Source organism: Nitratireductor indicus C115 (assembly GCF_000300515.1).
In the GTDB taxonomy this organism is placed as follows: Bacteria; Pseudomonadota; Alphaproteobacteria; order Rhizobiales; family Rhizobiaceae; genus Nitratireductor; species Nitratireductor indicus.
Genome location: NZ_AMSI01000026.1, coordinates 1 through 22713 on the forward strand (window position 1 = coordinate 1; position 22713 = coordinate 22713).

Below are 22713 nucleotides of genomic sequence, written 5' to 3' on the forward strand. Positions count from 1 at the left end.
GGCACGTCGCCATAGCTGCCGGGCAGACCCTGCAAGCCGTCTGCCGTCTGGCGGCGATCGGTCGAGATCAGCTCCTCCGGCTGACCAACCCGATCGACGCCCTGAAGCGCATAGATCAACGCCCCGCCGATGCCGATGCCGGCCACCAGCCCCGCGCCCATCAGCACCTTGCGCGAGATGCGGGTGACGCGCGGCGCTTCAGCGCGCAGGCGCATCGCCTCCGCGCCGTCGCCGGCTGTTCCCGCCAGCTCCACGCTTTCCTCTTTCCGGTCGTCATTATCGCTCATGACGGCGCTCCTCCCGTTGCCGTGGTATGCTCCGAGGCTGCCGTCTGGCCCGGCTGGATGCGCACGATCCTGACAGTTTGCTGCCTGTTGCCGGAGCCCAGCCGAAGCTCGGCCGCGCCGAAGAGGCGATCGACAATGAGGACGTTCTGATAGATGCGGCTGTTGACGATCTCGGGTTCGCCGCCCGAGCCGATGACGAACAGCGGCGGCATCTCGCCCTGAACGATGCCGCGCGGGAACACCACGTAAGCGCGCCGCCCATCGTCGAACACGGTGGTCGGCCGCCAGGGCGGGTTGTCGCCCCCATAGCGGTAGTTGCGCGCTGATTCGGCCGGAATGATCGGCGCAGCCGCTGCGGTTGCGCGCTGGCTTGCCGGCGGCGCGGGATAGGCCCAGGCGATGGCCGGCATCCACGTTTCCTCGCTCGCGCGCAACTCGATGAGATAGGTGCGGCGGTCCGTGGTAATTACCAGATTGGTAGAGATGCCGGCGCGCGTCGGCTTGACGAGCACATGGACGCGGCGCGTGGTCCCCGAGCCGCTTTCGGTGTCGCCGATGATCCAGCGTGTCGTGTCGCCAGCCGCGATCGGTCCTGCCCCGGTCAGACTTTCGCCCGGCTCCAGTGCGATCGTGGTGATCTGGCCGACGGCTGCATAGACCTGAAACAGCGCGCCTTCCGACCAGGGATAGATCTGGATCGCATTGTGGTAGCCTTCCCGGCGCGGCTCGACGCGCGCGGCCGCATTGGCGTTGCCGACGCGGGCCTCCGGCGTGCCGGCTGCCGCGCCGCCGCGCGCGACGGCCCAGCCCGGTGGCGTGTGCAACGGCCGGGGTGTGCCGTCGACCACGGCGGTCCTGATGACCGGAAGGGGCGGCACGTTGTCATCGTAGCTGAACTGCGGTGTGCGGTTGGTCGCGCAGCCGGCGAGCATGGTGGTCGCCAGCAAAGCCGCGAAGGCGGGTTTACGGAAAGCCGTAGGTCCGGCTTTGTGGGGTTTGCGGATCATTGAGACAACTCCCGCGACCACGAGATCGCGTTTACATAGATTCCAAGAGGATTAGCGCGCAGGCGCTCGGCGGTGCGCGGCTGCTGAAGGAAAATGGTGAGGATCGCAGTCCAGCGTTCGGTGCGGGAAAGCTGGCCGTTCTCGTAGTGCTGTTCGGACCAGGCGACGCGGAACGAGTCAGGCGACGCGCGGATCACGCTGGAGACTTCGACGGAGACCTGCTGGCGACCGACGCGCGTGAAGGGATCGTTCGACCTCGCGTATTCGTTCAATGCCACCGCGCCCCTATCGGTGGTGAACTCGTAGGCGCGGAGCCAGTTCTGGCGCAGGACGATGGGGTCAGAGGGGAGGCCCCGGACCTGCTCGATGAAGCGGGCCAGGTGCCAGGCCACTTGCGGGTCGGTCGGCCGATAGTCGGCGACGGCGGATTCGACGGCGCGGGCTTCGCCGTGGCGGTCGATCTCGACCACCCAGGGAACGACGGTGCCTCGGGCCGATTGCCAGACCAGCGCCGAGGCGAAGCCGGCCGAGAGGATCAGGCAGCCGAAGGCCATGTAGCGCCAGTTGCGGGCCTGAACGCGGGCGGAGCCGATGCGCTCGTCCCAGACCTGGGCCGCCTTCTGATAGGGTGTGACGGGTTCCGGTGTCTTGCCGAAATGGGTGGTGGGTCGCTTGAAGATGTTCATGTGCGGTCGCTTTCGGAAAGGCTGATGGAGGAGCCGCCGCCATGGCTGTCACCGGAGCGGACGGCATGGGCGGCCGCCGTGACGCCGTGGCTCATGGCCTGGCTGCGGCGCATGCGCTGCGCCCAGGCGGGCGGACCATCGGACGACGGCGTGCTTGCAGATCCCTGCGATGCGCCGCCGCCGAGCGTCCCCATGGTCGAGGCGCCGCCAGTGGTCTCGAATGCGCCTTTCACGCCGGCCGTGTGGTTGGATTTGAGGCTGTCGGCGGCGCGGGAGACGGCGCGCTTCAGCGGTGAGACGGCCGCAGAAGCTCCGGCGCGGGCAACGCCGCCGAGACCGGTGGCGACGCGCGAGGCACCCGACTCACCCATTGAGGATAGCGTATAGGCGGATGAAGCAGCGCCGGCGGCAGTTGCCCCGCTGCGTGCCAGAGCAGCCCCGCCCGAGAGCGCGGCTCCACCACCACGGGCTGCCAGCATGGTTGCGCCACCTGCCGCCACTGCAGCGCCGCCGACGGCGAGGCCGGTCCCGATCGCTGCACCGGCACTGAGTTGCGGCCCGCCGGACACGAGACCGGTCGCGATGCCCGGACCGAAAATCCCCAGGCCGAGAAGGGAAAGGGCAGCAAGGACGATGGCCATAGCGTCGTCGATCGTCGAGGTCGCGCCGCCGAAGCCGGCCGTGAACTGGCCGAACAAGGTCGAGCCGATGCCGATGATGACGGCGAGGACGAGGATTTTGATGCCCGAGGAGACGACATTGCCAAGAACGCGCTCGGCCATGAAGGCTGATTTGCCCCAGAGCCCGAATGGGATCAGCACGAACCCGGCGAGTGTGGTCAGCTTGAACTCAATCAACGTCACGAAGAGCTGCACGGCTAGGATGAAGAAGGCGAGAATGACCAGCGCCCAGGCGAAGAACAGGCAAAGGATCTGGACGAGGTTCTCGAAGACCGCGATCCAGCCCATCAAATCGCTGATGGATTCGAGCAGCGGCCGGCCGGCATCGAGGCCGGTCTGGGCCACGCGGCCGGGGCGCAAAAGATCGGCGGTGGAGAATCCGGTCCCGGAGGCCATGAGGCCGAGGCCGGCGAACGACTCGAAGACGATCCGTGCGAGGTTGTTCCAATTGGAAATGATGTAGGCGAACACGCCGACGAACAGCGTCTTCTTGACGAGGCGGGCGATGATGTCGTCGTCGGCGCCCCACGCCCAAAACAGGGCGGCCAGCGTGACGTCGATGACGATCAAGGTCGTGGCGATGAAGGCGACCTCACCGCCGAGCAGGCCGAAGCCGGAATCTATGTAGCTCGTGAAGACGCCGAGGAAATCGTCGATTACGCCGGTCCCACCCATGGCTCAGCGCCCTTCATTCGGGGCGGGCACTGCCGGTGCTGGCGAGCGGCCGAGGAAGCGGTCGCGGGTCTCGGCCCAGACGCGCAGGCACGCGGCGTCATTGGCGGCGGCTTCGCCCAACTCCTGACACCGGCGCTGCTCCAGCCGCAGCGGGTCCGCCGCTGGCTGGAGCGCGGGCGCGGCCGGCGCTGGTCCGGCCTTTTCTTCGCGGGTCATTTCGATGATCGTCGCCGTGATGGCGACGGCGACGAATATGATGGCCGCAATCCGGGCCAGCACCTTGCCGTCCATGATGTCCCCCTTCCGTCTCGTCAGTTGTTGAACATGCTTGCGTCGCCGGGCTGATAGCCCGAGCCTGGAGTCAGGAAGCGTTCGCGCTGGATGCGGCCTTGCTCGGCGGCCGTGGCGCGCTCGGCTTCCGACAGGGCATCCGCTCTGCCGTTGGCCGAGATCACCGCGATCAGATCGGAGAGCTGCTGGCTTTGCAGGGCGAGGAGCTGGTTGCCGGCCTGGGTGGCTTGCAGCGCGCCAGTAGCGCCCTGGCTCTCGCCGACAAGCGCGGACATCTCGGCGCGATTGGCGTCGATATTGCCCACGACCCCGGCCTGGACGCGCATCGCATCCTGCAAGCCGCCAACGGTATTTTCCCATCGGCTGCGCGCGTCGGTGATGAGTTGCTGGTCGGTGGAGTTGAGGGAGAGATTGCCGTAGTCCTGTTGAAACATCTGGTCGATCGACTGGACGTCGAACGCGATGTTCTGCGCTTGCGCGAGAAGCTGCTGGGTGCGCTGGACGGACTGCTGGAGCTGCTGGAGGGAGGAGTACGGCAGGCTCGCCAGGTTCTTCGCCTGGTTGATGAGCATCTGCGCCTCGTTCTGGAGCGAGGTGATCTGGTTGTTGATCTGCTCAAGCGTCCGGGCGGCGGTCAGCAGGTTCTCGGCGTGGTTGGTCGGGTCGTAAACGATCCGGCCGAAGCCGAAGAGGGCGTGGGCCGGCGCAGTGAATATCGGCGACAGCACCAGCGGCGCGGCGAGCGTGAACACAAGCAGGGAAGCGCCGGCGAGACGGGGACGACGGTATCTGGTCATGGCATGATCTCCTCTGGGTCAAGTTCAAGGGCATCGGTAAGATCGAGCGCCGTCGCCAGCGCCGCTTCTGGCGCCAGGGACTCCGGTGCAGCGGCGATGTTGGTGAGGTTGGGAATGAGGTCGGCCGCCCATTCGACGCCGCGCGCCGTGAGCCACGCCGCAAGGAAGCCATCGCGGCCATGCTCGGCGAGGATGTCGGCGATCAAAGTCTGGTCGGATTTCGAGGAGGCGGCGCAGAGCGCGAGGCCGACTTCGGACAGGCCCAGCTCGAACAGCCGATCGCCGCGCCTTGATTGGCAGTAGTAGTCCCGTTTCGGGATGGCGCGAGCCAGGATCTCGATCTGGCGATCATTCAGGCCGAACCGCCTGTAAATCGCGGTGATCTGCGGCTCGACGGCGCGGTCGTTGGGCAGGAGCAGTCGCGTAGGGCAGCTCTCGATGATCGCCGGCGCGATGCTGCTCTTTTCGAGTTGGGCGAGCGATTGCGTGGCGAAGATGACGGAGGCGTTCTTCTTGCGCAACGTGACCAGCCATTCGCCCAACTGCTTGGCGAAGGCGGGATCGCCGAGCGCCAGCCAGCCCTCGTCGATGACAATCATCGTCGGGCGCCCATCAAGGCGGTCGGCGATGCGGTGGAAGAGATAGGCGAGAGTGGCGGGCGCCGCGCCGCTTTCGAGCAACCCCTCGGTCTCGAAGGCGACGACGGAAGCGTCCCCGAGGTTCTCGGCCTCCGCGTCGAGCAGGCGCCCGTAGGGGCCGCCGACGCAATAAGGCTGGATGGCGAGCTTCAGATCGTTGGACTGGAGCAGCACCGACAGCCCGGTGATGGTGCGCTCCTCGATTGGGGCCGAGGCGAGCGAGGACAGTGCGGTCCAGATATGCTCCTTGGCCTCGGGCGTGATCGTGACGCCTTCGCGCTGGAGGATCGCCACGATCCAGTCGGCGGCCCAGGCGCGATCCTGCGTTTGCTCGATGCGGGCGAGCGGCTGGAGCGAGACAGAGCTTTCCGTGCTTTCGGTCAGCCGGCCGCCGAGATCGTGCCAGTCCCCGCCCATCGCCAGAGTGGCGACCCTGATGGAGCCCCCGAAATCGAAGGCGAAGATCTGGCTGCGCGGGTAGCGCCGGAATTGCAGCGCCATGAGCGCCAGCAGAACCGACTTGCCCGCGCCGGTGGGGCCGATGACGAGCGTGTGGCCCACGTCGCCGACGTGAAGTGAGAGCCGGAAAGGGGTCGATCCTTCGGTCCTGCCGTGAAGCAGCGGGGGTGCGCCGAAGTGATCGTCCCTTTCCGGCCCCGCCCACACGGCGGACGAAGGAACCATGTGGGCAAGGTTGAGCGTCGAGATCGGAGGCTGACGCACATTGGCGTAGGCGTGGCCCGGCAGCGAGCCGAGCCAGGCATCGACGCTATTGACGGTCTCCACCATGACGCTGAAATCGCGGGACTGAACGACCTTCTCGACCAGCCGCAGCTTTTCGTCGGCGCGGCGGGCGTCCTCGTCCCAGACCGTGACGGTCGCGGTGACATAGGCGATGCCAGCCATGTCTGCGCCGAGTTCCTGCAAGGCCATGTCGGCGTCGAGCGCCTTATTTGCGGCATCGGTGTCGACGAGCGCCGATTGCTCGTTCGTCATCACCTCTTTCAGAATTGCCGCGATGCTCTTGCGCTTCGCGAACCATTGCCGCCGGATTTTCGTGAGCAGCCTGGTCGCGTCCGTCTTGTCCATCAGGATGGCGCGGGTGGACCAGCGATAGGGAAATGCCAAACGATTGAGATCGTCGAGCAAGCCGGGCGTGGTGACGCTCGGGAATCCGGTGATGGTCAGAATGCGCAGATGGGCGGAGCCGAGGCGCGGTTCGAGCCCGCCGGTCAGCGCCTCGTCGGCGAGCAGCGCGTCCAGATAGATTGGCGTCTCAGGCACGCGCACGCGATGCCGTTTGGTCGAGACGGTCGAATGGAGATAGGTCAGGGTCTCGGCATCGGTCAGCCAGCGGCACTCGGGCATGAAGCCGTCGAGTAGCGCCAGCACGCGGTCGGTGCGGTCGACGAAGCCACGCACCAGCTCCCAGGGATTGACGCCGGAGGTCTCGCGGCCCTCGTAGAGCCAGCTTTCGGCGCGGGCGGCTTCCTCTGCCGGGGGCAGCCAAAGGAAAGTGAGGTAGTAGTCGGAGACGAAGTGGCTGCCTTCCTCCTCGAAATCGGCCTTGCGCTCGGCATCGACCAGAGCGGAGGCGGGATCGGGAAAGACATCGTTGGGATAGATGCCGGCCTCGGACCGCTGCGCCTCGACGAAGATGCACCAGCCGGAGCCAAGGCGGCGGAAGGAATTGTTGAGGCGCGCGGCGACGCCGACGAGCTCGGCGGCAACCGCGGAGTCGAGATCCGGGCCGCGGAACTTCGCGCTGCGCTGGAACGAGCCATCCTTGTTCAACACGACGCCCTGACCAACTAGCGCCACCCAGGGCAGGTAGTCGGCGAGGCGGGCGGCGGTGCGGCGATATTCTGCAAGGTTCATCATCGCGCGCGCCTCACACGGACAGGTGGCCAGGCACGCGCAGATGGCGGCGCGCGACCTCGACGAAGAGGGGATCGCGCTTCGCCGCCCAGACGGCGGCGACATGGCCGAGCGCCCAGATCAGGATGCCGGCGAGCCAGAGCTGGAGACCGAGGCCGATCGCCCCGGCGAGCGTGCCGTTGAGGATCGCCACCGAGCGCGGCGCGCCGCCGAGCAGGATGGGCTCGCTCAGCGCCCGGTGAACCGGGGCGGTGAACCCCGGCACGGCGTCGAGCTGTTCGAGGACGGCCGCCATCAGATTACCGCCCCGCCGCCGAACGAAAAGAATGACAGGAAGAAGGAACTGGCCGCGAAGGCGATCGAGATGCCGAAAACGATCTGGATCAGCCGCCGGAAGCCGCCGCCGGTGTCGCCGAAGGCGAGCGTCAGGCCGGTCACGATGATGATGATGACGGCGACAATTTTCGCCACCGGGCCTTCGATGGATTCGAGGATCGACTGAAGCGGCGCCTCCCAGGGCATGGAGGAGCCGGAGGCGAAGGCCGGCGAGGTCAGCAGCGCGACCCAGGTGAAGGCGGCGGCGGTTGCGATATGGTGGCGGACGCGGAAGGCACGGCGGATCATGCAGGTTCTCCTTGATCGTGGGTCGGGGTTGGCTCTGGAATGGCGGGGGAAAGCCGGTAGTCGCCGTCGGGGCCGAGCCCTTCGACGCGACCAAGCTCGGCAAGGCGACGGGCGGCGCCCCGGCCGGAAAGGACGGCAACCAGGTCGATGGTCTCGGCGATCATGGCGCGCGGAACGGTGACGACCGCCTCCTGGATGAGCTGCTCGAGGCGACGCAACGCGCCGATGGCGGAGCCGGCGTGGATCGTTCCGACGCCGCCGGGATGGCCGGTGCCCCAGGCTTTGAGGAGATCGAGCGCCTCGGCGCCACGCACCTCGCCGATCGGGATGCGGTCGGGGCGCAGGCGCAGCGAGGAACGGACCAGATCGGAGAGGCTAGCAACACCATCCTTTGTTCTCATGGCGACGACGTTCTCGGCCGCGCATTGCAGCTCGCGTGTGTCCTCGATGATGACGACGCGGTCCTGCGTCTTAGCGACTTCGGCCAGCAGCGCATTGGTGAGTGTGGTTTTGCCGGTACTCGTGCCGCCCGCCACGAGGATGTTGGCGCGCGATACGACGGCTTCGCGCAGCGCGGCGGCCTGGGCTTCGGCCATGATCCCGGCGGCGACATAATCGTGGAGGGTGAAGACGGCCACGGCCGGCTTACGGATGGCGAAGGTCGGTGCGGCGACGACAGGCGGAAGCAGGCCCTCGAACCGTTCGCCCGAATCCGGCAGCTCGGCCGAGACGCGCGGGGACCGGGCATGGACTTCCGCCCCGACATGGTGGGCGACCAGCCGGACGATGCGCTCGCCGTCTTCCGGGGTCAGCTTTTCGCCGGTGTCTTCCAGTCCCCCGGCGAGGCGATCCAGCCAGATGCGCCCATCCGGATTCAGCATCACCTCGACGATGGAGGGGTCGCGCAACAAGTCCGAGATGGCAGGCCCGAGCGCGGTGCGGAGCATGCGCGCGCCGCGTTCCATCGTTGCCTGTTTTCGATTTTGGCTGGCCATCTCGTCCCCGTTTCCGGGGAGGAGGGCGAATGCGGTCCCCAGATAGGGATGACTAAAAGGACGGCAAAACGGGCCGATTCAACAAGTTTCGGTCGTAGTAGTAGCGCAGCGAAGTAATACAGGAGAACGGCGGAGTTGCGCGCCCCGCGAGCGAGCGCCAGAACGCGAATCAGCCGCGTTGGGACTGCAGTCCGTAGCGTTTCAGCAGGCACCAGCGCCCATGGAAAAGTCCGCCCAAATTTGATGCGGTATCAACCGCAGCTTTGGGGTGGGCTGCTGCCCGACGGCTTCGGGGCGGCGACACCGAGATAGCGGCCGTTCAGTAGCCTCCGCATTTCAACGGCAACGCCTCTCGAAGAAGACTTAGCTCTGTAGTTCCTTCCAGAGCATAATGTTGATATTCTAGCCTGCGATTGAAGGGGGATTATATGGACATCACGCATGCGCTCGAAGGGGTGGAGGAAGAGAAACTCAAAGCCGAACTTGCAAGCTTCCTTACAGATTTCATGACTCCGGCATTTGGATCGCTTCCGAAGCGCGAGATCGAGTTGCGCGTATTTGATCTGATGCGCAGTATTGGCATCCTCAAGCCGGAAGCGACCATCTACAGTCTGATGACTGACCTCATGGTCACACGAACGAAAGCTTCGCAGCTAATTTTTGATCTCGAAATACGCCGACATGGGAGTGATCAGGAGAGGCTGAACGAGCTTGTTAAACAGGCGTTGGTCCATACCAAGTTCGCAAAAGATGGCGATTACTTCGTGATGGAGATCGAGAACCCGTTGGTTCTCGCACATATGCGTCAGAGAATCCGGGATATCGGGCATTTCTCCGACACATCGTTTAACACTGCCCTAGTCCGTGCGCCCTTGGATACCGTCACGGACCTGATGTTGGACATCATCCCTGAAAATCAACACCAAGCTATCAGAGATGCCTTGGTGAACGCCGGTGCACCCGACAGCAGTGTAAAGGGGGTCATCAAAGGAGCGTTGAAAACGCTAGGCAAGAAGGTCATTGGCGAGGCCGCAGATCAGGTTGCCGAGGGGATTGTAGACAACTCTGCTGATTTTTTAGGCCCGCTCGTCAACGCAAGCATCGGACAAATTCAAGAGCGGTGGGGTGCCCTCTTTGCCGCTGATCAGGATGATGGGTAATCGGGTCGGCGGAGTGCGCTCAAGAGCGAATTGATAGGCGGCCTCATTGCTGTAGTTCGGCTCAAATCTTTCAAAGCAGACGAGCTGACCTTTGGCTTCTCATTACTACGTCGACAAATTTCTGTGACAGCTAGCAAATCCAGTTTCATCTTGACGTGTTTGGAAGCATCAAAGATGGTACCTACTCGTTGGGGGACGCGGGTTTGGCATGATTGAAAAATATCCCCGTGACTGGGACGGGAACGAGTGGGAACAATTCAGCCTACGGCTTGTTCGCGAGCGTCATGGTGCCGAAAATGTCCAGCCAATACCGGCTCGCGTTAATGGCGATCTTGGCATCGAATGCATCACGACAGATGGATGCGTCTACCAGAGCTATTCCCCTGAGGAGACCGGAGATACGAGCAAGGCTGCAAGCGCCATGCGCGCGAAAGCCAATCGCGACCTGAATAAGCTTGTAACAAACAAAGGCAAAATACTCGAACTTCTTGGTGGGCTGAAGGTACGCCGTTGGATACTTTTATGCCCTTTCTTGGATGATAAAGATGTAGTCAAAACGGTAGCAAAAAAATCGCAACAAGTGATGGACGCAGGCTTGCCTTTTCTTGCCCCTGATTTCCGAGGCCTTGTTCACTGCCAAGAGGATTTCTCCAAAGAAATTGACAGAATCAGGTTGCAGGCGTGCGGCGCTACTCTGATCCTGAAAACACCGGACGATGACGAGGTCTCGGTTGCCGGCAACACTATTAGCGAGGCCTTGGCGCAGAAAATTGTACGCGCTTTCCCGCAGTTGAATCCTGAGCAAGTAGCCAAAAGAAAGTTTGGATTTATCAGGACACACATCCGAGCGGAGAACGCTCTTGATCAGTTGAAGCGTGACGCACCTGAACTTTGGGAAAGGGCGACCACCGCCATCGCCCTCGAAGAAGACCGACTTGAGACATCAGGCACTGTGTCGGGACCAGCCGCGGATCTCCTTACGATTGAGCAGGATCGACTATACCAGACACTGTCCGCTGCACTGCCAACTCTGGAGACGAATGCCGTCCGCGCGATCGCAATGGGACAAATCGGAACGTGGCTGATCGAATGCCCGCTCGATTTTACACCCCCCACAAGTGGTTAGTCATAATGAGCGAGCGAGATATAACCTTTGTATTTAGGGAGCGCCCTAAGCCATGCGCGGGGGATATGCGAATATCGTGGCGCGTGTCCGTCACTCTGTTGGCCCTGTTACATTCGCGCGGCAAGAAAGCCTCCTTCGCCAAAATGCATGTCCTGAACGATGCTCTGCGTTCGAAACCATCTCAGGATAAGCTGAAGGCAATACTTGAGGAAAATGAACCCGCGTATGCATGGCGTTTACGCGTTGAACCTGCATTTACACGCGCTCTCGATTTTCTCGTTGGTGAAGGATTCGCCGATTGGTCCATAAGCAGCAATCGGACAACTCTTACTCTGACAGAGAGAGGGATCGAGACCGCAAAAGAAATCGAGTCCATGAATGATGTTCTCGTTGACGAACAGGCATTTCTGAGGAGCCTTGGAGCGAAGATCACAGAGAGCTTTGTTCAGCAATTGCTTCTGGTAGGGAAGCGCCTTTTATGATCCAGATTCGGCATATAAGGCTGCGGTCTATAACCGCCGAGAATAGCTATGGTGTCGATGTTCCGTTGTCGCCGGGCCTGAATATCATTCAGGCCGACAACACATCCGGAAAATCGACCACGTTGATGTCCATTATCTATGCGCTCGGTCTGGAACGGGCCATCAGTCCCAAACTTGATGTTCCTCTGCCGTACGCCATGCGTGAACGTATAAGGAGGGATACCCAAAGCCCGTACGAAGCTGTCCTTGAGTCTCATGTCGTACTCGAACTCGCCAATGAAAACGGCGAATACTTAACGGTCCGACGCGATATCACAGGCGCGGCAAACCAAAAGTTGGTACAGACGTGGGACTGTCGACTTAATAAGGTCGATCTCGGCCTTGGCAATCAGCGAGACTTTTTCCTCTACGACGCCGGCGCGGCAAGTCGTGAGGACGGATTCCATCATCGTCTCGCCAAGTTCATAGGATGGGACCTCCCGCAAGTGCCACGGTTTGATGGCGACGAAGGCCTACTCTATATCGAAACTCTATTCCCGATGTTCTTTGTTGAACAAAAGCGAGGTTGGTCTGCCGTGCAGGGACCACTCCCTACCTATCTGGGAATACAAGATCTTCCTCGTCGAGTAATGGAATTCATCCTCGATCTTGATGCTGGAAAAGTACGCCGTCGGAGGAGTGAACTCCGAAAGGAGCAATTGATCCTGCAAACACGGTATCGTGAACTCCGTAGAGAAGTCGTTGAGGGGAAAGGCACGCTGGTTCGGATCGAAGGTCTTCCCAATGAACCTACCGCCGGCTTCGGTCAGGACGGCACCGTGCAACTCTCCGTATACTACAGTGACGAATGGCGCTCTCTGGCTAGCGTCACAGAAGAAATCCGGAGCCGGATCAGCGCTTTCGACGAGTCTGAGTATGCCGTTGTCGATAACGCCACAAACGAACTCAAAGCTGAACTTGTCGAGGCCGAAGAGCGCTATGAGGATCTGAGCTCGCAAATCCAAGTTCTTAGGCAGGATTTTCAACTCGCCGACAGTGAGCGGCAAGGGTTCAGCGATCGCATTGAGGCCCTCGAGACCGACCTTCTCCGTAATCAAGACGCTTTAAAGCTGCAGAAGCTTGGCTCGACACTTGGTTCGGCAGCAACGGACCATACGTGCCCCACCTGTCAGCAAGCTGTAAAAACAGAGCTTCTTCCAGTAGTCAGTCGCGAAGCCATGGGACTCGAAGAGAACATCATCTTCATCAAGTCTCAGCTTGATTTGTATCGTGCCATGCTTGGGTCGGCATCTGACAGTCTGGACCTCATAAAGGTACGATATCAATCCCTACGTGAGGAGATACAAGAACAGCGCTCAAAAATTAGATCGCTCAAGCGCGACCTCCTTCGTCCGACGACGAGCCCGGCACGCTCCGAACTGGAAGAAATTGTACGTCTAGAAGCCCGTCTCGAACGCTGGCAAACGCAGCAAGAGAAGGTCGATGGAGTCGTCGACGGTCTGCGCGCGATAGCACGAGAATGGGCACGTGCTCGAGCCGAGTTAAAAGACCTTGGCCCGGGGGATCTCACGGCATCCGACCAATCCAAGATCAACGCATTCCAAAATACCATACAGAGCTTGCTCGCCCGTTTCCGCTTTCAGTCCTTTCGAGCGAGTGACATCACGCTTTCACCTGACGACTTTCGTCCCCAAGTCGTCACGGAAGACGAAGACGGCGAGAGGGTCGTTAAAGATATTGGGTTCGAGGCATCCGCGAGCGATGGCATTCGCCTGAAGTGGGCCTACATTCTCGCTCTCACGCAGTTGTCGAAAAGCTTTGAAACCAATCACGTCGGGTTTTCAGTCTTCGATGAGCCTGGCCAGCAACAAATGCGCGAGTTGGACTTGGCCGCATTCTTTGAGGCTAGTGCCCAAAGTGCTGGGACTCAACGGCAAATTCTTGTGACCACCTCGGAGGTTCTGGAACGAGTTAATGCCGCACTGCAGGGAGTCGAGGCTACCATACATTCCTTTGAAGGCTTCATCCTCAAAGCCAAGTGAGAGTAGCGTTTTGCTCCCACTCGACCGGCCCGGGCACAGGTGTCACTGTAAAGCAAAAATTTGAGCGAATGGCCTGAAAGCATACCGTCGGCTAGCGGCCCCGAATCTTGTTGCCCGCAGTGCGGCTCGAACGGCAGCTTTCGGGAAACAGCAATAGATCTTTGAACGTCCAAGATGGGGTCGCGAGCTGTCGATTTTCCGACATTGATCCGTTGCGGGGTTAACGAGTGGCTATCCCAGCGGCTATCTGGCTATGGTCCAGTCCTCGATCTGCAACCCTGCGATACGCGAAAACTCATCGGTATTGTTAGTGACGAGCGTGAGATTCCGTGCCTTGGCCTGCCCGGCGATGAGAGTGTCGTATGGCCCGATCGGCGTTCCCTGCCGCTTCAGCTCAGCCCGGATTTCGCCAGCCACGCGGGCGTCTTCGCGTTCAAAGTCGAGGACGCCGAGATCGGCAAAGAGGAGCCGGAGCGTTTCGAGGTTGAACGCCACCTTCTCGCTGCGATAGGCACCGAAATAGAGTTCGTGCGCGACCACGGAGGAAACGGCCAGTGAACCAGGTTCGGACGCCTCGACTCGTCGCAGCAACGCATCGGAGCGTCGCGCCACCAGCGAGATCACCGCATTGGTGTCGAGCAGACGCAGGCTCACTGAAACGCTTGATCGAGTTCGGGACGCTCCTGATCCTCGGGCTGGTCGCGCCCGTCGGCCATGAAGTCGTCGCTGAAGCCGCGTTCGACGGCGGCGTGCAGCGAGGCCCACCGACGGCTTGTGTCGGACTTCGGGCGCAGGATCACAGCGTCGCCTTCGCGCGACACCTCCACCTCCTCAACATCGAAGCGAAACTCCTTCGGCAAGCGGACAGCCTGCGAGTTGCCGGACTGAAAGACTTTAGCGATATGGGGCATGGGGACCTCCTGTATATACGGTAATGTATATACGTTCGAAGTCGACATTCCACAAGCATGGTCAGTCATCGGCGTCTTCTCGGCCTAGATCAATATCGTCGGGGATCTCACTCAGGAAGCTACTGCCCTGCTGGAGCCGTATGGCGAGCGTCTGGACGAAACCCTCGAACCGCTCCTTGCCTTTGACCTGCGCGGTCGCGTGAGCCTCGGGCGGCAGAGGCGGGGTGATGGTCAGCCAGTGGCGGACGAACAGCGCCAGCGTGTCGGCGGTCAACCGCACGTCGCGTTCAAGCCGGGCCGTCTGGCGCGACAGGCGATCGAGCCGGCGGGTAAAGGCGGCTTCGCGCGTGTCGAGGGCGTCGGGCGACAGGAATGAGGCGATAGCCGCTTCGGCGACGGCCGAGCGCGACAGCTTGCGACGGTCGGCGAGATCGTTGAGTCGGGCTAGCAGGTCGGAAGGAAGGGTCAGGCATAGGCGTTGGCGCAAGGTCATTCCTCACATATCAATGGTGTCGTTCGGGTCCATGGAAACCTGGCGCGCGAGGCCGTGCATCTGGCGGCGCATGGCCTGGCGCTGCCGGGCGATGTCTTCCTGATCGTCACCGAGCAGGTGCCGAAACTCGTTCTCGGGCTCCGGCTCCTTCTTCTCGTGGACGATCTCCACATGGTCCGGCAGCTCCGGTTCCCGGCGAAGGCTCGAATTGGCCTTGTCCTCGTCGTCCTTGGCAGTCGGCTCGGGGGCCGCGACCAGCTCGGCATCAGGTTTCAGGGGCTTGAGCGCCGACCATCCGTCCGGCCGCGCACTGACGGCGATCGTCGCCGGATCCGGCGGTGGCAGGACGCGTTCCATGAGGCGGGGATCGGTGTAGTAGCGCGCCTTCTTCGCCCGGATCGGCGGCGTTCCTGCCACCATGACGATCTCGTCATCTGGTGGGAGCTGCATGATCTCGCCGGGAGTGAGGAGCTGGCGGGCGGTCTCGGAACGCGACACCATGATGTGGCCGAGCCACGGCGCCAGGCGGCTGCCGGCATAGTTTTGCATCGCCTTCATCTCTGTCGCCGTGCCGAGGGCATCGGAAACGCGCTTGGCGGTGCGCTCGTCATTGGTCGCGAAGCTGACGCGCACGTGGCAATTGTCGAGGATCGCATTGTTCGCCCCATACGCTTTTTCGATCTGGTTGAGCGATTGGGCGATAAGGAAGCTCTTGATGCCGTAGCCGGCGAGAAACGCCAACGACGATTCGAAGAAGTCGAGTCTGCCCAGCGCTGGAAACTCGTCGAGCAGCATCAGGACGCGATGCCGCCGGTCCTTGGCATGGAGGTCCTCGGTCAATCGCCGGCCAATCTGATTCAGCACGAGGCGAATGAGGGGTTTGGTGCGCGAGATGTCCGAGGGCGGAACGACCAGAAACAGCGTCGACGGTTTCGGGTCGGCGATCAAATCGGCGATGCGCCAGTCGCAGCGCGAGGTCACGGCAGCGACCACCGGATCGCGGTAGAGGCCCAAAAAGCTCATGGCGGTGGATAGGACACCCGAGCGTTCATTGTCGCTCTTGTTGAGCAGTTCCCGCGCCGTCGATGCGACGACGGGATGTGGTCCCTTTTCGCCGAGATGGCGGGTAGCCATCATCGCGTCCAAAGTCGCTTCGATCGTGCGGCGAGGATCGGAGAGGAAGGCGGCGACGCCGGCGAGCGTCTTGTCGGCTTCTGCGTAAAGCACATGCAGGATGGCGCCGACCAGCAATGAGTGGCTGGTCTTCTCCCAATGGTTTCGCTTCTCCAGGCTGCCTTCCGGATCGACCAGCACGTCGGCGACATTCTGCACGTCGCGCACTTCCCACTCGCCCCGCCGCACCTCAAGTAAGGGATTGTAGGCGGCCGACGCGGCATTGGTTGGGTCGAACAGCAGGACACGGCCATGCTTCGCCCGGAATCCGGCGGTAAGTTGCCAGTTCTCCCCTTTAATATCGTGGACGATCGCCGAGCCCGGCCAGGTCAGCAGACTCGGCACGACCAACCCGACGCCCTTGCCCGAGCGCGTCGGAGCAAAGCACAAAATATGCTCCGGCCCGTCATGCCGCAGATAGTCGCGCTCGTAGCGGCCGAGGACCACGCCGTCCGGCCCGAGCAGGCCGGTGCGCTCGATCTCCGTGCGGTCGGCCCATCGTGCCGAGCCATAGGTGTCGATGTCGTTGGCCTCGCGGGCGCGCATTACCGACATGGTGATGGCGACGGCGATGGAGATGAAGCCGCCCGACGCCGCGATGATGCCGCCCTCGGCGAAGATGCGCGGGGCATAGGCTTCATAGAAATACCACCACCAGAACAGCGCCGGCGGATAGTAGACCGGCCAGCCGGCGATCTCGAACCATGCCGGGCCGAGCTGGGGCTGGAAGCCGAGACGGAACGCCACCCATTGCGTGCCGCCCCAGACCGAGGCGAGCACGATCAGGAAGACGATGCTGATCTGCCCCCAGAGGATTTTGGTGCCGGACATGGGAGGTTCCTTTCGTCAGAGGCCGAGGTCGCGCTTGCGGCCGAGTGACCAGTCGATGCCGCCTCCGCTGCGGGCGACGCCGGAGATGTGCTGGCCGAGCTTGTGTTCGATCTCGCGGGACCAGGGGACGAGATGGAAGCCGCGCCCGCCGTCCGGACCGATCCCCTCGACCACGGCGAAGCGGCCGGAGGAGAGTGAGAGCTGGCGGCGATAGGTGCCGGCGACATATTCGCCGGCCTGCGCCTTCACATGCTGCAAGCCGGTCTCGGCCGAGAGCTGCTCGCCCACGGCGTCGAGTTCGCGTCGGCGGAGCGTCGCCAGGAGATTGCGCTGGAGAATGATCCGCTGGCCCTCGCGCCGGGCGAAGCCTTCGTCGGCGAGATGCTCGGCGCGCGCGTCCATCGCCTCGCGCAACTCGCGGCCGAAGCCGCCGGCGCCGAGCGGCATCGCCTCCTTCTCGACCAGCCGGTAATCGAGCCAGGTCGCGCCCGGCGCGGTGATCTGGGTCTGGAGATCGAGGTCGGAGCGGTTGGCGAGGACGATGGTGGGCCGGGGATCGTCCGGCCCGCCGAAGCGGCGAACCTCGACGATGCCGCCGACCGGCGGCGTGCGCTCGAGCGCCTCGATGCCGCGCAGCCGGACGTGATGGGCGCGACCATCCGTGCCATCGATCACGGCATAGGCTTCGCCGGTCAGCTCATCATGCAGGCCCTTGTCGACCAGCCGGCCGATGATCGGCGACCCGTCCTTGCCAGGGTCGATTGCGAAGTCGGCGACACCACGCTCCTCGCCGAGCCCGGCGAAGGCATTGTGCATGGTCTTGATGATGTCACCGCGATGGCCGAGATCGCGGAGCACCCGTTCCGCGCCCGGCTCGACGAACCATTCGTTGACGCCGGCGTCGGCGGCGAGCCCCATCTTTTCGAGATGGCGCAGGCGGGCCGGCGACCCGTCCTTGCCAGGGTCGATTGCGAAGTCGGCGACACCACGCTCCTCGCCGAGCCCGGCGAAGGCATTGTGCATGGTCTTGATGATGTCACCGCGATGGCCGAGATCGCGGAGCACCCGTTCCGCGCCCGGCTCGACGAACCATTCGTTGACGCCGGCGTCGGCGGCGAGCCCCATCTTTTCGAGATGGCGCAGGCGGGCGACGAGTAGCCGACGGATTTGGGGATCGTCCGGCCCCTTCGCCTCGGGCCGCAGGTCGATATAGCCAAGCTCGTTGGACTGGCGTGTGATCTCCCGATCGAGGCGTGTCCAGCGGTCGGCTTCGACCTCGCGCGCGAGGCTGGCGCGGATTTCGTGCTCGGGCTTGGGGCCGAGTTCGGCGTCGACCAACTCCTCGGCCCGTCCGCGCAGGCCGTGGCTGATATAGTCGCGCGATATGACGAGATCGGCGCCGGTGTCGTCGACACCGCGCACGAGAAGATGGACGTGCGGGTTGTCCGTGTTCCAATGCTCGACGGCGACCCAATCGAGGAGCGTGCCAAGGTCGGCCTCCATCTGTTTTGCAAGATCGCGGGTGAAGGCGCGCAGATCTTCCATCTGGCCGGCGTCTTCCGGGGAGATGATGAAGCGAAAATGATGCCGGTCGTCCTGGCAGCGATCGGCGAAGCCGAGATCGTCGGCGCGGTCGTTGTCGGCATCGAACATGACGCCCTTCTCGCCGTCGCGGCTGACGCCTTCGCGCTTCAGATAAGAGAGATGCGCCGAGATCGGTGCCGAGCGGAAAGCCCGACCCCGATGTCGGGCGATGCGCGCCTTGGCGACGACGCGGCGATGCGAACCGAGCAGCCGGTTGCGAGAGATCACATTGCGGCCGCGGCCGAAGGTCGAGCGGCCGGTGCCGACCCGCCGTGACGGCGAGCTTGATCCGCGAACCGGCGTGTTGCTCGCTTGCCTGGCCGCGCGTAGCACCTGGTTGATGAAGGTCTTGGTGCGCGGCACGCGGGTCGAGCGCGGCTTGCCAGGGCGGATGCGGAAATCGCTGTCGTCGCTCATGCGCGCCTCCCAGGAGGCACGGCGGGGCCGCCCATACAAATTGCCTTTGATTTTGCTGACAAAATCGCCCATGCGTATGCACGACCGATCGCCATATGCGTAAAACACCAAGCCATTCCAATGGCTTGCGGGTGGTTTGCGCAGGCGCTTTTACCTTGCCGTCTTCCTGTCGCCGTGCCTCTCCCGGCCCGCGACCCTTCCTTCCCTTTCCGGCAGTTCGCTGCAACGCGAAGGGGCGCGATTCCGCTCATGGCATACCTCCCGAGGCCGGGCGGGCGACGAACAGCGCCCCGGACGAGAATGGCGCGAGCGGATTGAGCGACGGCGAAGACGCATCCGAAGTTGCGCCCACGCTGCGTTTGCCGTGCAGACGGGATGCAGATACCACGTCGGCCGGAGCCGTGACGAAGAGCGGTGCATCGCGCCAATCGGTGATGCGCGGCGGGCCGACGATAGCGCCCGGCGGGAGCGGATCGCTGCCGAAAAGGGGAACGAGCGCGGCGATGTAGTCGCGCGTTTCGGCCGGCAGGTCGCGTTCGCCTGCGAGGTATTCGTCATACCGGCCGGGGCCGAAATTATAGGCGGCGAGCATGTCGGTGACATTGCGGTAGCGGTCCCACATGGCGCGCAGATAGGCTGAGCCCGCGAGAATGTTGTCGCGCGGCTGGAAGGGGTCGTTGCCGAGCCGGTGAAGCGCGCGCTGTTCATCCCATGTTGCGGGTATGAGCTGCATCAGGCCCATTGCACCGGCCGACGATACGGCGGTCGGATCGCCATTGCTTTCGGCGGCGAGGACGGCCGCGATCCATGCGGCCGGAATGCCGAAACGGTGCGCGGCCTCGGCGATGTCGACGGCATAGGGACCGCCGACCTCCGGCCGCGCGGCCTGCACGGTTTGCGCACGGATCGCGGGCGCGGGCGCGAGGCCGAGAAGCAGGCCGGAAAGGAAGAGGAGGAGCACCGGACGCCGGACGGAAGAACGCCGTCCGACGCCGGCAGGACGTTGATCCGTCACTTGTCGGTTCCTTCAGCGCGCTTGGTCCGCTGGTCGTTGGTGTGGAGGCTCCAGACGGTGTCGTCGTCGTCGCTGTCGCGGAATAGGTTGGCGCGCAGCCAGCCGAACAGCGGGCTGTAAACCTCGATGGAGACGAATTCGCCGGCCTTTTCGCCGACATGCGACCAGCCCGCGCCTATATCGCGGCCGTTCTCGTCGCCGAGCAGGATGCGGTAGGCCGGCGCGTTCTCGGCCTCCGAAGGTTTGGCCGGAACGAAGGTGAGCGACCCTTCGATGCCGAGCCCTTCGAAGCGCCCTTTGAAACCGGTTTCCGTGCGGGTGAAACTGCCGAGGTCTGCCATGATGTCGTCTCCTGTGGTGCGGTTGAGGGGAAGTTCACGGCTCAAGGGCCGGATCGGCGAAGCACCAGCGGAAGTGGCCGTCGCCGTCTTCGTCGGTGTAGAGAGGAAGCGCACGGCCGATGACGGCCGAGGCGGGAAGCGCGCCGAAGTAGCGGCCGTCGAGGCTGTCGCCCGAGTCCCAGTTGAGCAGGAAGACCTCACCGGCGGCGATCACACGGCAGCCCTGCCATTGCGGCAGATCGCGGCCAAAGCGATCGCGCGGCTGCGCATCGCCATAGGCGTGATCGTAAGCGATCACGGACGGACCACGGCGGCAGACCTCGGTGCCGGGCAGCGCCAGTACGCGCTTGATGAGCGGCAGGCCGCGCGGCAGGTAGCCGCGTGCGTCGAGGAAGCCGGCGAGGTCGTCGGGCGGCAGCACCACGACCAGATCGCCGACCGCGATCGACCGAACGGGCGCGAGCGAATAGAGTCCGATCGGAACACTGGCCGATGCGTTCCAGATGAAGCGCGGGGCATGGCCGCTGACGATCGGCGCGGCAACGAGAACCGCACCGGCCAGCATGGCGGCGAGCGTGACGCGGCGCGCACTCATGGCAGGATGCTCCGGCGCGCGCGCCAGGCATCGTGCTGGTCGCGTGTATAGAGGCGCGGTTCCGCGTTGGCGGTGAGGCGGTTGTGGACGTGCCGCCAATAGGCTGGCGCGGCGTCGGCTGGCTCGATACCGAGCGCATCAATCGCGTCGATGAGCTGAAGCACGCGCTCGACCTTCGGCCAGCCGTGGAGCTTCAGGAGAAGGTCGCCGCCCGGACGGACGAAAGGCAGCGTCTGGAACGGCTCGCCGCGACCGATCGCCCGCAGGATGTCTATGCGGGAAACGACGGTGCCATAATCGTTCGACGCCCATCGGACGAAGGCGAAGACGCTGTTCGGCGCGAAGCCGACGACGCGGCTGCGCCGGTCGATCTTCCGCTGGTAGATCGTCCGGCCGAAGCGGATGCGGTGCTCAATCCGGCCTTCTTCCCAGGTGAGGTGAACCAGCGTGGTGAAGGCAGGCGCGTCGTCAGGCAGCGCGTGGCCGCCCATGCGGCCGGGCTGGAAGCCGGTCATGGCGTTCCTCCATCAGCAGGCGGGAACTCCCGCGCGAACAGGTCGCGGAGCATGTCGGCGACGGTGACGCCGCGCTGGAAGGCCGCGATCTTGATGCGGCCGCGCAACGCCGGCGTGATGTCCACGGTCAGCCGCGCCGAATAGACGTCGGCGGCATCCCTGCGTGGCGACGCTGCGTCGCCGATCTTGATCCAGTTATCGGGATCGGCCGGGCGCGTGGCGAAGCCGCGCTTGTCCGTGCCGGACGTCATGACGGGCCTCCGTCATGGAATGGCAAGACGGCAGCGATGCGGTCACGGGCGCGGTCGGCCATCGTCGGGTCGATCTCGCAGCCGATGTAGCGACGGCCGGAGAGCCGGCAGGCTTCGCCGGCCGCACCGGATCCCGCGAACCAATCGCCGACAAGACCACCGGGCGGGCAGCTCGTGCGGATGAGGATTTCGAGGAGGGCGGAAGGCTTCTCGGTCGGATGGATGGCGCGACCGTGGCAGTTGCGCACGTAGATGACCGAGCGCATCAGGCGTGGGCCACCGTCATGGCTGACATAGTAGCCGGGATCGATCTTGCCGGTATGGGGTGGACGCTGCTTGCGCCGCACCGTGCGGGCGGTCGCGTCGGGCGTGGTCTGCGGATCGTTGTATATCTCGCCCCAGGGCGTCTCGGCCGGATAGAACTGGACGGCCAGCTCATGCACGCGCTTGAAGCGGTCGGCATGAAAGCTGCTCCCGTCCTGCTTCTCCCAGACGATCTCCTGGGCGAGCCGCAAGCCAGCGTCTGCGAAACGGCCGGCGCTCGCCATGAAGCTGCGCAGCGAGCCGAAGACCCACATCGAGCCGGTTGGCGCAAGCGCCGCGCGTGCGAGCACTAGCCAGCCCTCGACCCGCCGGTCCCATGCGAGCGACGTGTCGCCGTAAGGGGGATCGGCGAGGATCATGTCGAACGGACCGTGCGATGGCATGCGGTCCCGGCAGTCGCCGGACAGTATGATTTCGGGGAGCACAATCATGGCGCGGTCCTCCCGACGCCGAGGCGCGCGATCTCGGTGGCCAGCGCCGCGATCTCGCGCGTTGCCGGCGAATGGCGGTCGATGTCGGATGTGAGCCGTCCGGTCTGCGCGGCGTTGGCGAAGACGACGCGCTGGCCGATGGTGGTGGCGAGCACCGGAGGATCGTGGTCAGCCAGCGTCTCGGCCGTCTCGCGTGCGATGACGGTGCGCGCGCCGCAGCGATTGAGGACGAAGCGGGCGGCGAGCTGCGGCTGGTAGATGCGCGCTTCCGCCAGAAGCGCCAGCATCTCGGCCGAAGCCCATCCGTCGAGCGGAGACGGCTGCACCGGGATCAGCACGAGGTCGGCGGCGAGCAGCGCCGAGCGCATCAGGCCGGCAACACGCGGCGGGCCGTCTATGACGACATGATCGACGCCGCCGGCGATTTCCGGCGCTTCGCGATGCAGCGTGTCGCGCGCCAGGCC

General features: G+C 63.7%; 25 protein-coding genes and 1 pseudogene. 4 read left to right on the forward strand and 22 right to left on the reverse strand.

Annotated elements, in window-relative coordinates:
• The 10 genes and pseudogenes from NA8A_RS22690 to trbB all read right to left on the reverse strand — a co-directional run.
• Positions 1 to 287, reverse strand: a pseudogene (locus tag NA8A_RS22690) (TrbI/VirB10 family protein); the annotation flags it as partial.
• Positions 284 to 1294: a P-type conjugative transfer protein TrbG gene (gene trbG / locus NA8A_RS22695; protein ID WP_009452774.1), complete on the reverse strand. Its 1011-nt coding sequence runs from the start codon at positions 1292 to 1294 to the stop codon at positions 284 to 286. The pseudogene NA8A_RS22690 and the gene trbG, both read right to left, overlap by 4 nt.
• Entirely contained in the window at positions 1291 to 1980 is a 690-nt protein-coding gene (gene trbF / locus NA8A_RS22700) for a conjugal transfer protein TrbF (protein WP_009452775.1), read from the reverse strand. Before trbF ends, trbG begins: the two co-directional genes overlap by 4 nt.
• Entirely contained in the window at positions 1977 to 3335 is a 1359-nt protein-coding gene (gene trbL, locus NA8A_RS22705; protein ID WP_009452776.1) for a P-type conjugative transfer protein TrbL, read from the reverse strand. The genes trbF and trbL overlap by 4 nt, the downstream gene beginning before the upstream one ends.
• A gap of 3 nt (positions 3336 to 3338) precedes the next feature.
• On the reverse strand, positions 3339 to 3626 hold the full coding sequence (gene trbK-alt, locus NA8A_RS22710) for a putative entry exclusion protein TrbK-alt (protein ID WP_009452777.1): 288 nt from the start codon (positions 3624 to 3626) through the stop codon (positions 3339 to 3341).
• A gap of 20 nt (positions 3627 to 3646) precedes the next feature.
• Entirely contained in the window at positions 3647 to 4423 is a 777-nt protein-coding gene (gene trbJ / locus NA8A_RS22715) for a P-type conjugative transfer protein TrbJ (RefSeq protein WP_009452778.1), read from the reverse strand.
• A complete protein-coding gene (gene trbE, locus NA8A_RS22720; protein WP_009452779.1) occupies positions 4420 to 6942 on the reverse strand; it encodes a conjugal transfer protein TrbE in 2523 nt (840 codons plus the stop codon). Before trbE ends, trbJ begins: the two co-directional genes overlap by 4 nt.
• Before the next feature lie 10 nt (positions 6943 to 6952).
• Positions 6953 to 7234, reverse strand: coding sequence for a VirB3 family type IV secretion system protein (locus NA8A_RS22725; protein WP_009452780.1), 282 nt, complete (start codon positions 7232 to 7234; stop codon positions 6953 to 6955).
• Positions 7234 to 7563: a TrbC/VirB2 family type IV secretion system protein gene (locus NA8A_RS22730; protein WP_009452781.1), complete on the reverse strand. Its 330-nt coding sequence runs from the start codon at positions 7561 to 7563 to the stop codon at positions 7234 to 7236. Before NA8A_RS22730 ends, NA8A_RS22725 begins: the two co-directional genes overlap by 1 nt.
• Positions 7560 to 8558 (reverse strand): P-type conjugative transfer ATPase TrbB, encoded by a 999-nt coding sequence (gene trbB / locus NA8A_RS22735; protein WP_040673407.1) that lies wholly within the window; start codon positions 8556 to 8558, stop codon positions 7560 to 7562. Before trbB ends, NA8A_RS22730 begins: the two co-directional genes overlap by 4 nt.
• 428 nt (positions 8559 to 8986) lie before the next feature.
• On the opposite strand from trbB, the gene NA8A_RS22740 reads away from it, so the two are divergent.
• The 4 genes from NA8A_RS22740 (at position 8987) to NA8A_RS22755 (ending at position 13368) form a co-directional block, all read left to right on the forward strand.
• Entirely contained in the window at positions 8987 to 9718 is a 732-nt protein-coding gene (locus tag NA8A_RS22740) for a hypothetical protein (RefSeq protein WP_009452783.1), read from the forward strand.
• Positions 9719 to 9926: 208 nt separating this feature from the next.
• Positions 9927 to 10844, forward strand: a complete 918-nt coding sequence (locus NA8A_RS22745) for a hypothetical protein (protein WP_009452784.1) — start codon at positions 9927 to 9929, stop codon at positions 10842 to 10844.
• An 83-nt stretch (positions 10845 to 10927) separates the two neighbouring features.
• Complete coding sequence (locus NA8A_RS22750) at positions 10928 to 11326, forward strand: hypothetical protein (RefSeq protein ID WP_143088047.1); 399 nt, start codon at positions 10928 to 10930, stop codon at positions 11324 to 11326.
• The gene (locus NA8A_RS22755) at positions 11323 to 13368 is read left to right on the forward strand and encodes a hypothetical protein (protein ID WP_009452786.1); all 2046 of its coding nucleotides are present in this window, start codon (positions 11323 to 11325) and stop codon (positions 13366 to 13368) included. The genes NA8A_RS22750 and NA8A_RS22755 overlap by 4 nt, the downstream gene beginning before the upstream one ends.
• A gap of 243 nt (positions 13369 to 13611) precedes the next feature.
• On the opposite strand, the gene NA8A_RS22760 is transcribed toward NA8A_RS22755, so the two are convergent.
• The 12 genes from NA8A_RS22760 to NA8A_RS22815 form a co-directional block, all read right to left on the reverse strand.
• On the reverse strand, positions 13612 to 14022 hold the full coding sequence (locus NA8A_RS22760; RefSeq protein ID WP_009452787.1) for a type II toxin-antitoxin system VapC family toxin: 411 nt from the start codon (positions 14020 to 14022) through the stop codon (positions 13612 to 13614).
• Positions 14019 to 14279 (reverse strand): AbrB/MazE/SpoVT family DNA-binding domain-containing protein, encoded by a 261-nt coding sequence (locus NA8A_RS22765; RefSeq protein WP_009452788.1) that lies wholly within the window; start codon positions 14277 to 14279, stop codon positions 14019 to 14021. Before NA8A_RS22765 ends, NA8A_RS22760 begins: the two co-directional genes overlap by 4 nt.
• A 61-nt stretch (positions 14280 to 14340) precedes the next feature.
• Positions 14341 to 14772: a ribbon-helix-helix domain-containing protein gene (locus tag NA8A_RS22770; RefSeq protein ID WP_009452789.1), complete on the reverse strand. Its 432-nt coding sequence runs from the start codon at positions 14770 to 14772 to the stop codon at positions 14341 to 14343.
• A 3-nt stretch (positions 14773 to 14775) separates the two neighbouring features.
• Complete coding sequence (locus tag NA8A_RS22775) at positions 14776 to 16776, reverse strand: conjugal transfer protein TraG (RefSeq protein ID WP_009452790.1); 2001 nt, start codon at positions 16774 to 16776, stop codon at positions 14776 to 14778.
• A gap of 15 nt (positions 16777 to 16791) precedes the next feature.
• The gene (locus tag NA8A_RS22780) at positions 16792 to 18777 is read right to left on the reverse strand and encodes a relaxase/mobilization nuclease domain-containing protein (protein ID WP_040673415.1); all 1986 of its coding nucleotides are present in this window, start codon (positions 18775 to 18777) and stop codon (positions 16792 to 16794) included.
• Between the two features lie 247 nt (positions 18778 to 19024).
• Complete coding sequence (locus NA8A_RS22785; RefSeq protein ID WP_009452792.1) at positions 19025 to 19792, reverse strand: lytic transglycosylase domain-containing protein; 768 nt, start codon at positions 19790 to 19792, stop codon at positions 19025 to 19027.
• Entirely contained in the window at positions 19789 to 20133 is a 345-nt protein-coding gene (locus tag NA8A_RS22790) for a DUF736 domain-containing protein (protein WP_009452793.1), read from the reverse strand. The genes NA8A_RS22785 and NA8A_RS22790 overlap by 4 nt, the downstream gene beginning before the upstream one ends.
• Positions 20134 to 20167: 34 nt before the next feature.
• A complete protein-coding gene (locus tag NA8A_RS22795; protein WP_009452794.1) occupies positions 20168 to 20728 on the reverse strand; it encodes a S26 family signal peptidase in 561 nt (186 codons plus the stop codon).
• Positions 20725 to 21243 carry a DUF2840 domain-containing protein gene (locus NA8A_RS22800; protein WP_009452796.1) on the reverse strand — a complete coding sequence of 173 codons (519 nt, stop codon included), beginning with the start codon at positions 21241 to 21243 and terminating at the stop codon, positions 20725 to 20727. Before NA8A_RS22800 ends, NA8A_RS22795 begins: the two co-directional genes overlap by 4 nt.
• Positions 21240 to 21494, reverse strand: a complete 255-nt coding sequence (locus tag NA8A_RS22805; protein ID WP_009452117.1) for a hypothetical protein — start codon at positions 21492 to 21494, stop codon at positions 21240 to 21242. Before NA8A_RS22805 ends, NA8A_RS22800 begins: the two co-directional genes overlap by 4 nt.
• Positions 21491 to 22249, reverse strand: a complete 759-nt coding sequence (locus NA8A_RS22810) for a DNA-methyltransferase (RefSeq protein WP_009451504.1) — start codon at positions 22247 to 22249, stop codon at positions 21491 to 21493. Before NA8A_RS22810 ends, NA8A_RS22805 begins: the two co-directional genes overlap by 4 nt.
• On the reverse strand, positions 22246 to 22713 hold a 468-nt coding region (locus tag NA8A_RS22815), incomplete at its 5' end, for an AAA family ATPase (RefSeq protein ID WP_009452797.1). The genes NA8A_RS22810 and NA8A_RS22815, both read right to left, overlap by 4 nt.

Excerpts from the sequence above, each read along its gene's own strand:
- NA8A_RS22730 (WP_009452781.1), bottom strand. The coding sequence starts at position 7,563 with ATGATCCGCCGTGCCTTCCGCGTCCGCCACCATATCGCAACCGCCGCC.
- trbK-alt (WP_009452777.1), bottom strand. The coding sequence starts at position 3,626 with ATGGACGGCAAGGTGCTGGCCCGGATTGCGGCCATCATATTCGTCGCC.
- NA8A_RS22775 (WP_009452790.1), bottom strand. The coding sequence starts at position 16,776 with ATGTCCGGCACCAAAATCCTCTGGGGGCAGATCAGCATCGTCTTCCTG.
- trbL (WP_009452776.1), bottom strand. The coding sequence starts at position 3,335 with ATGGGTGGGACCGGCGTAATCGACGATTTCCTCGGCGTCTTCACGAGC.
- trbJ (WP_009452778.1), bottom strand. The coding sequence starts at position 4,423 with ATGACCAGATACCGTCGTCCCCGTCTCGCCGGCGCTTCCCTGCTTGTG.
- NA8A_RS22780 (WP_040673415.1), bottom strand. The coding sequence starts at position 18,777 with ATGAGCGACGACAGCGATTTCCGCATCCGCCCTGGCAAGCCGCGCTCG.
- NA8A_RS22790 (WP_009452793.1), bottom strand. The coding sequence starts at position 20,133 with ATGGCAGACCTCGGCAGTTTCACCCGCACGGAAACCGGTTTCAAAGGG.
- NA8A_RS22770 (WP_009452789.1), bottom strand. The coding sequence starts at position 14,772 with ATGACCTTGCGCCAACGCCTATGCCTGACCCTTCCTTCCGACCTGCTA.
- NA8A_RS22755 (WP_009452786.1), top strand. The coding sequence starts at position 11,323 with ATGATCCAGATTCGGCATATAAGGCTGCGGTCTATAACCGCCGAGAAT.
- trbB (WP_040673407.1), bottom strand. The coding sequence starts at position 8,558 with ATGGCCAGCCAAAATCGAAAACAGGCAACGATGGAACGCGGCGCGCGC.
- NA8A_RS22805 (WP_009452117.1), bottom strand. The coding sequence starts at position 21,494 with ATGACGTCCGGCACGGACAAGCGCGGCTTCGCCACGCGCCCGGCCGAT.
- NA8A_RS22740 (WP_009452783.1), top strand. The coding sequence starts at position 8,987 with ATGGACATCACGCATGCGCTCGAAGGGGTGGAGGAAGAGAAACTCAAA.
- trbE (WP_009452779.1), bottom strand. The coding sequence starts at position 6,942 with ATGATGAACCTTGCAGAATATCGCCGCACCGCCGCCCGCCTCGCCGAC.
- NA8A_RS22800 (WP_009452796.1), bottom strand. The coding sequence starts at position 21,243 with ATGACCGGCTTCCAGCCCGGCCGCATGGGCGGCCACGCGCTGCCTGAC.
- NA8A_RS22725 (WP_009452780.1), bottom strand. The coding sequence starts at position 7,234 with ATGGCGGCCGTCCTCGAACAGCTCGACGCCGTGCCGGGGTTCACCGCC.
- NA8A_RS22795 (WP_009452794.1), bottom strand. The coding sequence starts at position 20,728 with ATGAGTGCGCGCCGCGTCACGCTCGCCGCCATGCTGGCCGGTGCGGTT.
- NA8A_RS22810 (WP_009451504.1), bottom strand. The coding sequence starts at position 22,249 with ATGATTGTGCTCCCCGAAATCATACTGTCCGGCGACTGCCGGGACCGC.
- trbG (WP_009452774.1), bottom strand. The coding sequence starts at position 1,294 with ATGATCCGCAAACCCCACAAAGCCGGACCTACGGCTTTCCGTAAACCC.
- trbF (WP_009452775.1), bottom strand. The coding sequence starts at position 1,980 with ATGAACATCTTCAAGCGACCCACCACCCATTTCGGCAAGACACCGGAA.
- NA8A_RS22745 (WP_009452784.1), top strand. The coding sequence starts at position 9,927 with ATGATTGAAAAATATCCCCGTGACTGGGACGGGAACGAGTGGGAACAA.
- NA8A_RS22765 (WP_009452788.1), bottom strand. The coding sequence starts at position 14,279 with ATGCCCCATATCGCTAAAGTCTTTCAGTCCGGCAACTCGCAGGCTGTC.